This is a genomic window from Chryseobacterium sp. BGA-UO-ETr-SB22, assembly GCF_059567885.1.
The window spans coordinates 3,655,820-3,669,315 of record NZ_JCAQOV010000005.1; the positions used below are offsets into that span (position 1 = coordinate 3,655,820).

The 13,496-nt window shown below is 36.6% G+C and carries 8 protein-coding genes and 1 rRNA gene; 6 read left to right on the forward strand and 3 right to left on the reverse strand.

Going from position 1 to position 13,496, the window contains the following annotated elements; all coding sequences use genetic code 11:
* Nucleotides 1-54: 54 nt before the first annotated feature.
* The 6 genes from AC57AW_RS24005 (at nucleotide 55) to AC57AW_RS24030 (ending at nucleotide 7,924) form a co-directional block, all read left to right on the forward strand.
* Nucleotides 55-2,400 (forward strand): phosphocholine-specific phospholipase C, encoded by a 2,346-nt coding sequence (locus tag AC57AW_RS24005; RefSeq protein ID WP_496353865.1) that lies wholly within the window; start codon nucleotides 55-57, stop codon nucleotides 2,398-2,400.
* A 189-nt stretch (nucleotides 2,401-2,589) separates the two neighbouring features.
* Nucleotides 2,590-3,168 (forward strand): hypothetical protein, encoded by a 579-nt coding sequence (locus AC57AW_RS24010; protein ID WP_318846257.1) that lies wholly within the window; start codon nucleotides 2,590-2,592, stop codon nucleotides 3,166-3,168.
* 109 nt (nucleotides 3,169-3,277) lie between these two features.
* Nucleotides 3,278-4,078 (forward strand): WxL protein host-binding domain-containing protein, encoded by an 801-nt coding sequence (locus AC57AW_RS24015; protein ID WP_496353866.1) that lies wholly within the window; start codon nucleotides 3,278-3,280, stop codon nucleotides 4,076-4,078.
* Nucleotides 4,071-6,824: a hypothetical protein gene (locus AC57AW_RS24020; protein WP_496353867.1), complete on the forward strand. Its 2,754-nt coding sequence runs from the start codon at nucleotides 4,071-4,073 to the stop codon at nucleotides 6,822-6,824. The genes AC57AW_RS24015 and AC57AW_RS24020 overlap by 8 nt, the downstream gene beginning before the upstream one ends.
* Before the next feature lie 74 nt (nucleotides 6,825-6,898).
* Nucleotides 6,899-7,345, forward strand: coding sequence for a hypothetical protein (locus AC57AW_RS24025; protein WP_496353868.1), 447 nt, complete (start codon nucleotides 6,899-6,901; stop codon nucleotides 7,343-7,345).
* Nucleotides 7,346-7,354: 9 nt separating this feature from the next.
* Nucleotides 7,355-7,924 (forward strand): hypothetical protein, encoded by a 570-nt coding sequence (locus tag AC57AW_RS24030; protein WP_318846253.1) that lies wholly within the window; start codon nucleotides 7,355-7,357, stop codon nucleotides 7,922-7,924.
* A 136-nt stretch (nucleotides 7,925-8,060) separates the two neighbouring features.
* Here the strand turns inward: AC57AW_RS24030 and AC57AW_RS24035 are convergent, their stop codons facing one another.
* From AC57AW_RS24035 to rrf, 3 genes are all read right to left on the reverse strand, one after another.
* Nucleotides 8,061-9,956 carry a SusD/RagB family nutrient-binding outer membrane lipoprotein gene (locus AC57AW_RS24035; RefSeq protein ID WP_496353869.1) on the reverse strand — a complete coding sequence of 632 codons (1,896 nt, stop codon included), beginning with the start codon at nucleotides 9,954-9,956 and terminating at the stop codon, nucleotides 8,061-8,063.
* Nucleotides 9,957-9,971: 15 nt separating this feature from the next.
* Nucleotides 9,972-12,869, reverse strand: a complete 2,898-nt coding sequence (locus AC57AW_RS24040) for a SusC/RagA family TonB-linked outer membrane protein (RefSeq protein WP_496353870.1) — start codon at nucleotides 12,867-12,869, stop codon at nucleotides 9,972-9,974.
* A 556-nt stretch (nucleotides 12,870-13,425) separates the two neighbouring features.
* A 5S ribosomal RNA gene (rrf, locus tag AC57AW_RS24045) occupies nucleotides 13,426-13,496 on the reverse strand; the annotation flags it as partial.

Below are 13,496 nucleotides of genomic sequence, written 5' to 3' on the forward strand. Positions count from 1 at the left end.
GAAATCGCAGGAAAATCCTATTAACTTGCGGTTTCTTTCTTATTACGATTGAACATGAAAAGAAGAGAATTTTTAGAGAAATCAAGTCTTTTATTAGCTGGATTAGGAACATCAAGTGTTCTGCACCCTTCTATTTTAAAAGCGCTGGCCATTGATCCGGCTGCCCAGTCTACATTTTATGATGCAGAACATGTGGTAATTCTGATGCAGGAAAACCGTTCATTTGATCATGCTTTCGGTGCGCTTAAAGGAGTGAGAGGCTTTTTAGACAAAAGAGCATTTGTAAAACAGGATGGGCACTCCGTTTTCTTTCAAAAGAATGATGACGGAAAATATGCATCTCCTGCCCGACTGGATTTGAGAAATACAAAATCTACCTGGATGAGCTCACTGCCTCATTCATGGGCAGATCAGCAAAAAGCACTGAACAAAGGAAAATATGACCAATGGCTTCAGGCTAAAGCTTCAGGAAATAAAGATTACAAAAATATTCCGCTGACATTAGGATATTACAACCGTGAAGACCTTCCGTTTTATTATCAGCTGGCAGATGCATTTACCATATTCGATCAGTATTTCTGTTCTTCACTTACCGGAACTACTCCAAACAGACTGTTTCTTTGGTCCGGCACGTTGAGAGAGCAGCAGAACGGAAAAGTAAAGGCCAATGTTGTGAATGAAAATATTGACTATGACAAAGCAAGACAGGCCAAATGGAAAAGTTTCCCGGAAATTTTAGAACAGCAGAATGTTTCGTGGAGAATTTATCAGAATGAAATCAGTCTTCCAAAAGGAATGTCCGGAGAACAGGAAGCGTGGTTGAGTAATTTTACTGATAATCCTATCGAATGGTTTTCAAAATTCAACGTTAAATTTTCAAAAGGGTATTATCAGAATATTCCTAATATCATAGCGTATCTGAAACAGGAAATTGAAAAAAATCCTAACCAGAAACAAAGACTGGAAAGCATGCTCGCTGAAGTTCAGGAAGATCAGGTAAAATATCATCCGGATAATTATTCAAAACTTTCAAAAGAGGAAATAAATCTTCATGAAAAAGCTTTCACCACCAATGTAAATGACCCGGATTACTGGAAACTGGAAATCGGAAAGGATGAAAACGGAGAAAGACTGGTTGTTCCTGAAGGAGATGTACTGTTCCAGTTCCGAAAAGATGTAGAAGAGAAAAAACTTCCGCTGGTTTCATGGCTGGTAGCTCCTGAACATTTCTCAGACCACCCGGGATCGCCATGGTATGGTGCATGGTATATCTCTGAGGTTTTGAATATTCTGACCAAAGACCCTGAAACCTGGAAAAAAACAATATTCATCATCAATTACGATGAAAACGACGGATATTTTGATCATGTACTGCCTTTCGCACCACCGGTGAATCCGAGTCAGCCCGTTGATATGAACGGAAAAGAAGGGGTGGAATATGTTGATCAGTCCCAGGAATATATGTCGAATCCTTCTTTAAAAAATTATGAAAAAATAGAAGGAACGGTTGGATTAGGTTACAGAGTTCCCATGATTATTGCTTCCCCCTGGACAAAAGGAGGCTTTGTAAATTCCGAAGTATCAGATCACACTTCCGTGCTGCAGTTCCTGGAGAATTTCATCATGAAAAAATATAAGAAAAATGTTCATGTTGACAATATCAGTGACTGGAGAAGAGCAGTATGCGGAGATCTTACGTCTGCCTTTAATTCTTCCAGTGTAAAAGCTCCACAGATGAATTATCTGGATCAGAAAGAGTATGCTAAAACCATCAATGCAGCTAAAAATAAACCTGTTCCGGATCTGAAATGGTATTCTGAAAATGATCTTAACGGTAATTTACTTGAGATTCAGGAAAGAGGTTTGAAACCGTCAAATCCGCTTCCATATCATTTCCATGTCAATTTAGAAGATGAGCAGATTAAAATGACCAATTTAAAAGAGAATGGAGTTCCATTATTAATCTATGACAGAACTCAATTCAACAGTACTCATTATCATTTTTCATATGCTCTATATTCAAAGCAAGAACTATCCCATGCTGTGCATTCCGGAGCCTATGATTACGAAATTTTCGGTCCCAATGGCTTTTTCAGGAAATTCAAAGGAAATAATAATGCTGAAACAGAGGTGATTTTGACAAATATCATTTCAAAAAACAAGGTTGAACTGACCATTAGAAATCCTAAAAAGGAAAATATTTCCATAAGCCTGGAAGATCTTTACACAAAAAATAAAAAAACAATTTCTGTACAAAAATCAGAAGAAAAAATAATTATTGATCTTGATAAATATAAAGGCTGGTATGATTTGAAATTAATACTAAATGATCGTCTGTGGCACTTTGCAGGAAGAATTGAGACCGGAAAGGTTTCGGTTTCTGATCCGCACTGGGCGTAGAGAATACTTATAAAATTGATAAAATCCTGTACTTTAAAACGTGCAGGATTTTTTTGACTTATTCTATTAAAGAATACTTCAATTATAATGCATTACATAATGTAAATAATCATTAATATAAAAATTATAATATATTTTTTTCAAAGTATACTGAATTTTATTATATTCACTTAACTAATTATTTACATCATGAAAAAATTAAATTTAACGATTGCCATGTCTTTATTTGCGTTTGCTCTATCCGGAAATCTGAGCGCGCAAGACCTCGCGACAGATAACCATACGGTTACCATTTCTATTCCCGAAGTTGCTTTGGTAGATATTGAGCCATCAGCTACTAAAAATATTACTCTTGGGTTTACAGCGCCTACTGAAGCAGGAAATCCTATCGTTCCAGCAACAGCCAACACTACTTTATGGCTTAATTATTCGTCCATTAAATCTGTTGCAGATCCTACCCGTAATATAAGTGTAACAATGAATGCTGTCATTCCCGGAGTTGATCTTCAGGTAACAGCAGCAGGACCTACCGGAGCAGGAGCAGGAACATTGGGAGCATCTACAGGTCTGTTGACATTAAGTGCTGCCAACCAGACTATCATTTCAGGAATCGGAAGTGCTTATACAGGAAATGGTGCCAATAACGGTCACAATCTTACCTATGCACTTGCTGCAGGAAGTGGTCCTGGAGGTGTAGCAGCGTACGCAGATTTACAGGCAACAGCCACTGTTACAACTACCGTTACTTATACAATATCAGATAATTAGAATTTAACCAAAATTATTTTCTACCTGTCAAAAACAAGAAGAAGCTGTTATTCAGTTTCTTCCTGGTTTTGTATTATTAATGATTAACTCCAAACTTTAAATAATGATGATGATAAAGCGTATCCTTCTTTTGATCACCCTGATTTTGCAGTTCAGCTTTTTACATGCCGGTATTGTGATTCTCAACGGGCTTACGCATTCTTATAAAATAGAAAACGGAAAGGTTTATAAAGGAAAAGTTGCCATTGAAAACACAGGCAGTAATCCTCAAAGTGTAAAAATATTTTTACAGGATTTTTCTTACCATGCTGACGGAACCATCAATTATTCTGCTTTGCGTACAAATAAGCGTACCAATGGGGAATGGATTAAACTCAATACCAATCTGATCACTCTGAAAGGTAAAGAAAAGACAGAGGTCTTCTATGAGATTACTGTTCCCAATGAAGCCATGGATCCCGGAAGCTATTGGAGCGTCATTATTGTAGAGCCGGTAGAGGATATCAAACCCAGCGACAGTAAGGTGGGAGTGAACATCACTTCTATTATACGGTACGCTATCCAGATCATTACAGATATTGAAACAGAAAAGGCCAAACCGGATCTTAAGTTTGAAAGTGTAAAAGTAGAAAAGCTGGAGGGAAAGCAAACCGTGAAGATTGCCGTAGCCAATAATGGTAATCTTTACTGCAAACCGACAACAGCCATTGAAATTTATAATCGTAAAACCGGTGAAAAAATAGGAACGTATTCAAGTTTAACAATGGGACTGCTTCCTGACACCTCCAAAACGTTTTACATTGATATCAGTAAAATACCGCCGGACAAATACAGAGCGGCTATAATTGCTACAGATGAAGAGGAGAATGCATTTGCACTCAATGTGGAATTAGAAGTAAAAAATGATTAGAATTTGGACTTTATTTATTATCCTATTATTATTCCCGATATTTATTTTTTCTCAGCAGCAATCTAATGGATTGTCCAGTAAAAAAGATAGTATATTACCGGGAATGTCAACTTCTATTCCTTTCACATTAGATAATAATTCGGATGAAAACAGGATTTATGAGATATCAGTCACGACTTCAAGTCCCTCTATTATTCCCATTTTAGCAAAAGGAGAATTTAAGATTGCTGCCCATGAAACTTCGGCTTATCTGGTACCCTTACGAATTGCAACAGAAACAAGCCAGGGCAATTATTCTGTAACATTGAATATTATAGACCGTAACAACGGCATTTCCTTTACAAAAACATCAAAAATAACAGTTTCAGGGAACAGAAATATTTCTCTTACGGCTCTGAATTCACCTGAGTACGTAAGGGCTGGAGAAACAATCCGGGCTGCTTTTCTTTTAAAAAACAATGGTAATATAACGGAGGATATTCATCTTGAAAGTAAAAATGCCATCCTTGACAATGAATCCTCATTAGTATTAGAACCCAATGAGTCAAAGATCATTACGATACACAAAATAACCAACCCTGAACTCAGTCAAAATGAATTTCAGAACCTTAATCTTTCGGTATATTCAAAAGGTAACCTTAAGGAAGCGCAAAGCGTTTATGTAAGTACTCAGATTATATCCGTAAAACCATCTGAAAACGACATTTATCACAGACTTCCTGTTGCCCTTTCATTATCTTTTGTCGGAATGCAGAATATGGGTGTTTATAATGATGGCTTTCAGGGAGAAATTTACGGAAAAGGAACGCTGGACAAAGGCAATAAAAACCAGATCGAATTTCGGGCGGTTACCCACAATCCTGTAGATCTCAATACATTTACCCAATATGAGGAATATTTTGTGAATTATAAGCGGGATAATTTCTTTATTCATCTTGGTGATAAAACGTATTCTTCATCTTATTTAACAGAGTTTGCAAGATATGGCCGCGGGGCAGAAATCCGGTATGATTTTAATAAAGTGAGTCTGGGCGGTTTCTATAATCATCCCAGGTTTTTCAGAGATATTAAGGATGAATTTAATATTTACTCTGCCTTCAAAATCAGGAAAGAATCAGAAATTTCGGTCGGATATCTTTACAAAACTCCAAGAAAGGAGGAGATCCGATACGGAGATTTAAGATTGGATTCTGAAGCTCATCTTCCTTATGCCAAAGGAAAATTCAAGATATCAAGGAATATTAATATTTCCGGAGAATTAGCCTACAGTGCTACCAAAAAAACGGATGGAACAGCTTATATGCTTCAGGCTGATGCTATTTTCGAAAAGTTCAACGGAAGTTTAATGTACGTAAAAGCAAGTCCTGAATTTGCAGGTTATTTTACGAATACAAATACCTTTAACGGGAACGTTAACTACAAAATTTCCAGAAAGCTCAGTGCTTTTGTCAACTATACACAGGATGCTAAAAATTTCCAGAGAGACACCCTGTTTTTAGCAGCTCCTTACAGACAGTATCTGCAATATGGACTACAATATAAATATCTCTCAAATGGTTCTGTGATCCTTAATAGCGGGTATCAAAAATATCAGGATCGTCTGGAGCCCAGACAGTTTGATTACTATGAACGTTTTTTCAAGGTGAGTATTGATCAGCAGGTAGGAATGTTTCAGGTGAATCTTGAAGGGCAGTTTGGTAAAACAGACAATTATCTGACTGGGTTCAGTGGTAATTCAAGTTTTTATTCTGCTAATCTTTCATTTCAAAAATTCAGAACCTATTTTAATGTATTCGGAAGCTATGCCATCAGCTCAAGATATCAGCTGCAGAATCAGAAACAGCTCTATTACGGAGCAAGAATTTACAGTCGCTTTTCTGATAAGACTACTTTAAGTATTTTTTATCAGAACAATTATATGCCGGAAGAATATTTTAAAGACAGAAATTTATTTGAACTTCTTTTCCACCAGCAGCTATTTCCCGGAAATGAAATTGATCTTTCCGGCAGATATTCATTACAGAGAGGAGAGATTGGGGATAAAGATTTTATATTTTCCATGCGCTATACCTGGCGCCCTAATGTTCCAGTACAGAAAACGGCTGAATATATTTCGCTGTCCGGAAATATCAGTAATCTTGGGATAAAAAAGACAGAAGGAGTAAGATTGATGCTTGGAAGTTATCTATCAGTTACCGATCAGGATGGTAATTATTTATTCAAAAATGTGATTCCTGGAAATTATTTTCTGGAAATTGACCGTTCAACAACAGAGATCAATGATATTCCCACACTGGCGTTTCCAGCAGCCCTTTCTCTGAGTAATAAGGACAATATTTTTAATTTCGGGTTAACGACAGCTGCCAATGTTCAGGGGCACGTTCATTTTGTAGAAACAGAAGATAAAGATCAGACAGCCCTATCTGAATTGCTTGCTAAAAAAGAGAAAAAGAAAAAAGAAAGTATTATTATAGAAGCTACGGGTAAAGACCAGACCTATCGTAAAATATGTTTTATAGGTGAGGATTTTGATTTTACTTACCTGAGACCCGGAGACTGGACCGTTAAAATCTATCGCAACGGTCTTGATAAACGTTATAAAATCTTGAACGATAAATTTCAGTTTACCCTAAAGCCTTCAGAAACAAAAAAATTGAATATTCATGTTGTCAAGCAGCAAATAGAAATAAAATACCAGCAGGAATCCTTAAAGGTAGGATATAATGAAATAAAAAAGAAGAAATGATTTTGATCCGTTCGCTATTGTTATTAGTATCTTTTATTCTGTCGGGTTTGTTCTATTCCCAGACCACTGTCACCATGACTTTACCTACCGTAACTTTAATGGATATTGAGCCTACAGGAAATTTTACGCTCAATTTTACAGCCCCTACTGAAGCAGGAAATGCCCTTGGTAATCCAACTCCCAATACTTCGAAATGGGTCAACTATACGTCTGCAATTGCACCCGGCGGGCTTACCAGAAAAATTACAGCATCAGTAAATAAAGTTATTGCAGGAGTTAATATAAGATTACAGGCAGCTGCCGCTTCCGGAGCAGGAGGAGGAACATTGGGAACTTCTGCAGGACAGGTTACCCTTACCACGACTCCTGTCACAATTATTAGTGGCATTGGAGGTGCTTTTACAGGAAATGGGGCCAATAATGGCCATAATCTCACTATTTCTCTAACAACCAATACGTATGCTAATTTATTGGCACAGGCTAATACAGCTATTGTAATTGTCTACACCATCACAGAATAAAATTGAAAAATGAAAATTAACAGCCACTTTTTCAGGGAAATCAGCTTAAAAAAATATCTATGCATTATTCCTTTAATAATCAGCAGTTATTTGGCGGGGCAAACAATAACTGTAGGTGGAAGCAATTGGACTGTAAGCGTACCTACTATTACCGAAGCAGGCACAAACTATGCAGGAACTTATCAGAGTGCTACTAATTTAATAACATTGTCTGGTAATTTGCCAGGATCATTTCTAAACCTTCTTACCAGTGGTGCTGCCAGAGTAAGTGTACACCATACCCCTACAACATGGAATAGCAATCTTCACCTTTATGCCAAAAGAAGTGGTGGAAGTACAAGTATAAGTGGACTTTGTGTTCTCTGCACAGCAACAATAAACGGAGGTACAACCTATACAGAAATACCACAAGCTGTAGCTACCGCATTTTTTACCATCAATTTTACCGGAGTTTTGGGACTAGGTAACAGCGTATCATACACAGGCATTAATGCACAGTTACAAATAAGCGGAGTTTCTGTAATCGTGCCTGCAACAACGTATAGTACACAGGTGGTTTTCACAATTGGAGCAAATTAAAAATACTTCAAAGCGATCCAGATATTTATCGTAATTAATTCAACAATCCATCTAAAGAGATATTCAGTCAATTTGTATCAATAAAAAACAATCCTTTTCTGATTTTGAAAAGGATTATTTTTTATTGTATTTAAAATTAATGTTTGGCCCACCAAAGAGGAGTCAGTACAGCATCTGTACCCCCAAGCAGTTGTACCGCTTTATCATATCCAGGCTGATCTGTATTTCTGAAAGTACTTGGATATCTTAATCTCTGAGGGAAATTCTGAATAGAATTCGTCATATAATTCCCTGAGCTCAGATTAGGAAGGTTGGCCAATGGAGTTTCGATGGCAGGATTTTCAAAAAACGGCAGCCCAAGTCTTCTCTGATCATTCCAGGATTCCAACGGTAACCAAGGCGTATTGGCAATATATTTCTGGGTAATAATCTTTGTCAGTTTATCATTCTTTACCGATCCATTTTTATAAATCGTATTTACAGGATATTTAATGTCTACAGAAACTAAGTTCCCGCTTACAGGATCTTTATATTTCATCGCATGGCTTACTCCGGGTTCTGTAATATGACTGTAAGAAACAGAAGTACCATCACGGTTATAATCCGTAGAAGCAATATATTGACCATAGAATTGTGAAACTCCATTATAAACAAAGCTTTCCTGAATTCCTTTATTATAGGCAGCTTCATCACTCATTGGAACTGCCCAGCCTTTCAATGCAGCTTCCGCCAAAAGGAAATAAGTTTCCCAGCTTGCAAAAAATATTCTTGCATTCGTACTTTCCCGATACTGCTTACCCAAAGCCGGCATACATCCTACTACATTTCTCAAGCCGTTTCTCTGTCCTTTTGCTCCCCAATTTCCAATGGTATAGGCATTCCAGGTATTTACCGTGTTTATTGTTATTTTAGAATTATCTTCAAACGTAAGATCTCCATGATTGGTAGTTGCCTGATTGGTATATGTCGGATACAATGAGTAAACCGGGCTTGTAAGATCCCCTGGAATATAGAACGTTTTATATGCTCTCGGATCGATTTTATTGGGTAGTCCGTCCAACCAATATCCTGCACTTGGATCATTGGTCATTGTAGTGAACTGTTGGTCATATTTTATACCAATATAGTCAGATGCCTTTACCTGCGTATGTTGAGCTCCCGGTAATTGGTCTGTGGAATTGACTCCTCCTAAACCAATGTATACATTATTAAGGGTTGCTGATAAGATCTGGGAGTTCCATTCTCTGGACATTACACCTGTTAAGGCATCCCATCCTGATTTTTCAGCCACTTTAAAATTATCTGCACTTGTAGCGATAAACGTATTTGAATTAGCCGCTGCTTCAAATTCTGTTTTTGCTTTTGCGGGATCTACTTCTGCAATTCTCATAGCAATTCTCATTCTCATAGAGTTGGCATACTTTACCCACTGAGTCCAATTAAACCCATACACCATATCATAGGCATTAGCATTTGATGGTACTCCTTGGGTGGTGTCCATTTTTGCAACGGCATCTTTTAATTCTTCCAAAATAAAATAATACACTTCTTTTTCAGAATTGAAAGTAGGATTCGTTCCTTGAAAAGCCTGAATAGGTTGCGGTCCGAAATTATCCGAAAATTCACTCATTAAATAAGCTCTCCAAATTCTGGAAACCTGAATAACATTGTCATAATAAGGTTTTCCTTGCCCGGCCGCCTTTTTTTCATTAGCCAGTTGAATAGCCGCATTCGCGTTATTCAGCCATTCTGATACGTATTTCCAATATTCGGAAGTCCAGGAATCGTCATAAGTTCCACCCGCAATTCCTGTTGATAAATGCTGTCTTGCTGCTGTTTTCCAGTATAAAACAAAAACACGTTCTGCAATATTAGGATCTTGCTGAGCACCGAGAATTGAGTTATTTAAGAAATATTCAGGTTCTGCTTTATTAGCGTCTACGGCAAACGGGTTATTATTGATGTCTTCAAAATCATTGCATGAAGTACATAGTAAACCGATAGTAAATAATGATAAGATATATTTTTTCATTGTTTCAGTTGTTAATTAAAAGCCTAAAGTGATTGTAAATAGATAAGATCTTGAAGTGGGAAAAGCAAGGTTTTCAAATCCTGTAGCATTAGAATTTATTGCGAATACAGATTCCGGATCAATTCCTTTTGCTTTACTATAGATCATCCATACGTTATTTGCCGTAAAAGCAACCTTAGCACTCTGTAAGGCTAATTTTTGGAAAATACTTTTAGGAAAATTATAGGTCAGCTGAATATTTCTTAAACGAATATTGGTAGCATCATAAATGTTTTGTTCTGTAATTCCTAAATTTCCAGCTGTTACAGCTCCCCAATAATCCTGTTGAGTAATTTCTTTGGTATTTGCTGTATAACCGCCATTTCCCTCCACTACTGCATCTAAAATCATATTATCACGTTTTCCTCCGGGCGCAGTATCTGCAGCAAGTCCATTCGCTTGTAATGCAGCTTGCGTTGCGGAGAAAAATTTACCTCCGATTCTTCCGTCAATTAAAAATGAAAGTCCAATATTTTTATATACAAAACTGTTTGTGAAACCAAACAAAGCTCTCGGAGTTTGATCTCCAAGATAATATTGATCAGAAGTAGCCCGTGGTAATCCGTTTTGATCCACAATCAATTTTCCGTAATGAGGACTGTTGGCATCCTCTACTCTTAAGAATTTCGTTCCATAAATGGCTCCGTAAGGTTTTCCTACTTCCGCGAAGAATGCAACGTTATCAAAACCTGATAAAGGATATTTTGAAATATTTCCATCAATTTTATCGATGTTGCTTTTTAAAGTTGAAAAATTGGCATTGACATTCCATACAAAACTTTCCTTCTTAAAGATATCCGTATTCATTACGAATTCAAACCCTTTGTTATGCAGACCTCCTGAGTTAATTTTCTTTTTCTCATATCCTGAAAGAGGATTTATTGGTAAATCTATCAGCTGCTCTGTTGCATTATTACTAAAATAACTTATATCTAAAGAGACTCTGTCAAAAAATTTCATGTCTGCACCAACTTCAAAACTTTTAAGCTTCTCAGCATGAAGATTTGAATTAAAAAGAATTTTATTTCTTGTAAGCACTATATGGCCGCCTGGATCTGTGGAAGCGGTATAGGTATTATATAACTGTTGGGGTGGTAAAGAATTTCCTGTAACTGCATAAGCCGCACGAAGCTTAGCAAATGTTAAGGCATTTAGAGTTGTACCATTTAATTTCTTCAGCATATCTGTTAAAACTAATGAAGTGCTCACAGAAGAATAAAAATAAGATCTGTTATCAATATTCAAAGTAGAAGACCAATCATTTCTTGCCGTAGCATTCAAAAACCAATATCCGTCATAATTAATTTCAGCAGCAGCAAATACTGAATTAATTTTTTTCCACATATCAACTTCAGTCGTCGTAACAGAAGCAAGATCACTCGTATTAGATGTGCTGAAAACATTAGCCAGAATAAGATTCTGTGTGGAAAAATATAGGGCCTTATCCCTGCTTTCCATCATCTGTCCATAAACAGAAAGCGATCCTCCCCATTTCCCAATAATATTATCTTTTTTAGCATTAAGACTTACGATATAATTATTTTCATAAAACTTTTCCTGACCGGTGGAGTAAGAATTATTACGGCCAGATCCCGTCCAAACCCTTGCATCAGTATTTAAAGAATAGAAATCCGTTCCTAGCCTTACATCTGCGCTCAGCCAATTATTAAATTGATATTTAAGATAGCCGTTTAATAGAAACCTATCCTTTTTATCAGCGTTCAATGCATTATAAGCCGTCCAATAAGGATTAATTCCATTTGAGGTTATCCAGCGTGACTTCACTTCATTTTGCATTTGCCCCTCACGATAATCCCTTACATCAACATTTTGAGGCATTAAAAGGATTGATGGATAGTAATTTCCATCACCTCGTCCTGCAGATGGTCTATTTGTACCTTTAACGCTCATATATTGAGCTTTCATCTCAGTTGTCCATCTTTTATTAGCTCCAAAATTAGAATTCATTTTTGCCATAAAATTGAACCTTTCATATTTTGAATTCGGAATCTGACTATTACTGTTTAAATAATTAGCAGATGTGTACAAGCTTGATCCTTCGCCTAAGTTCTCCTGAAAGCTCAGGGTATGCTGTGCATTAGTTCCTGTCTTAAAAAAGTTCTTTAAGTTATCATGAACCGTCATATTTGAACCGTCAAAAGCAGGTCCCCAGGAAGTTGTATTGTCAACCCCTTGTGGATTGGGCAAACCATTACTTCCTTGAGCAAAACTATGCTGCAAATCAGGTTTCATAAAAATATTTTCAAAACCTAAGCTTGTAGAATATGTAATTCCTAACCCTCCCTTTCTTTTACCGGTTTTTGTAGTAATTAAGATAACTCCGTTTCCACCTCTGGAACCGTAAAGAGCAGAAGCAGCACCACCTTTTAAAACGGAAAGACTTTCAATGTCATCCGGATTGATATCACTTAAACCATTTCCCATATCAAGATCCGGATTCCAGAAATCATTGTTAGAGTCTTTTCCATTCTGCTTAACCTTTGACCCTAAGCTATTACTTAGCGGAACTCCATCCACTACAATAAGCGGCTGATTATCTCCGGTAAAAGAATTAAACCCCCGCAGGTTAATCTTGGAAGAAGAACCTGGTCCAAAACCTCCTTTAATAACCTGTAATCCGGCAACCTTTCCTACTAATGCATTGGTTATGTTATTTTCTTTAGCGTCGACAAGGGTTTGGCCTTTTACGTTCTGGAAAGAATATCCAAGCGCTTTTTTTTCTTTTTTTACACCATAGGCTGTAACAACTACTTCGTCAATCTTTGACGCTTTAGTTGAATCGCTTTGTGCATACAATCCACCGAAAAAGAATAAGGATTGGAGCAGTCCAACCTTAAAAATGGTTTTTTTCATAAAAATTAGATTTGGTATATACTTAATAATATCACAAGATATTTCAACAAATAAACGTAATTCTTATTAAATTAATATACAATCATTAATTATTTATGCTAAATACATCAATAAGAGTAACTCCATCTTTCTAATTTTTTTTTAATCAACACCTATTAAGTCATTACTATGTATTGAAAGCTTTTGATACTTAAGTGATTGAGTAAATTCAAAATTAAATTAGCTTATAAGCGTACTTCTTGGCATTGAATTGAAGAAAAAGATAAAACAGAATGAGGAGGATAGTTTAGACTCCTACGGAGTGACAATCGGGAGTATGGGTTATCAATAATCATTGATGAATGATCAGTGATCTCTGGTATTAGATGGCAACAGGAACAATTATTTATTAATAATTACTGATTGCTCATTACTTATTACTTATTGCTTATGCTTGGGATTGTATGGTTGTGCTTTGGTTGGATTGATGGGTTTCGGTTGGCTATGGATTAGGATAGGTATAACGCAAAAAAAATCCTCTATCATAAGATAAAGGATTTTTTAAAAATAAAATAAAAACTGGCGGCGGCCTACTCTCCCGCTTTCGCAGTACCATCGGCGCTGGTGGGCTTAACTTCTGTGTTCGGA

Bases quoted from the DNA above. Each gene is read 5' to 3' on its own strand.
- AC57AW_RS24030 (WP_318846253.1), top strand. From the start codon at position 7,355: ATGAAAATTAACAGCCACTTTTTCAGGGAAATCAGCTTAAAAAAATAT.
- AC57AW_RS24025 (WP_496353868.1), top strand. From the start codon at position 6,899: ATGACTTTACCTACCGTAACTTTAATGGATATTGAGCCTACAGGAAAT.
- AC57AW_RS24010 (WP_318846257.1), top strand. From the start codon at position 2,590: ATGAAAAAATTAAATTTAACGATTGCCATGTCTTTATTTGCGTTTGCT.
- AC57AW_RS24040 (WP_496353870.1), bottom strand. From the start codon at position 12,869: ATGAAAAAAACCATTTTTAAGGTTGGACTGCTCCAATCCTTATTCTTT.
- AC57AW_RS24035 (WP_496353869.1), bottom strand. From the start codon at position 9,956: ATGAAAAAATATATCTTATCATTATTTACTATCGGTTTACTATGTACT.
- AC57AW_RS24020 (WP_496353867.1), top strand. From the start codon at position 4,071: ATGATTAGAATTTGGACTTTATTTATTATCCTATTATTATTCCCGATA.
- AC57AW_RS24005 (WP_496353865.1), top strand. From the start codon at position 55: ATGAAAAGAAGAGAATTTTTAGAGAAATCAAGTCTTTTATTAGCTGGA.
- AC57AW_RS24015 (WP_496353866.1), top strand. From the start codon at position 3,278: ATGATAAAGCGTATCCTTCTTTTGATCACCCTGATTTTGCAGTTCAGC.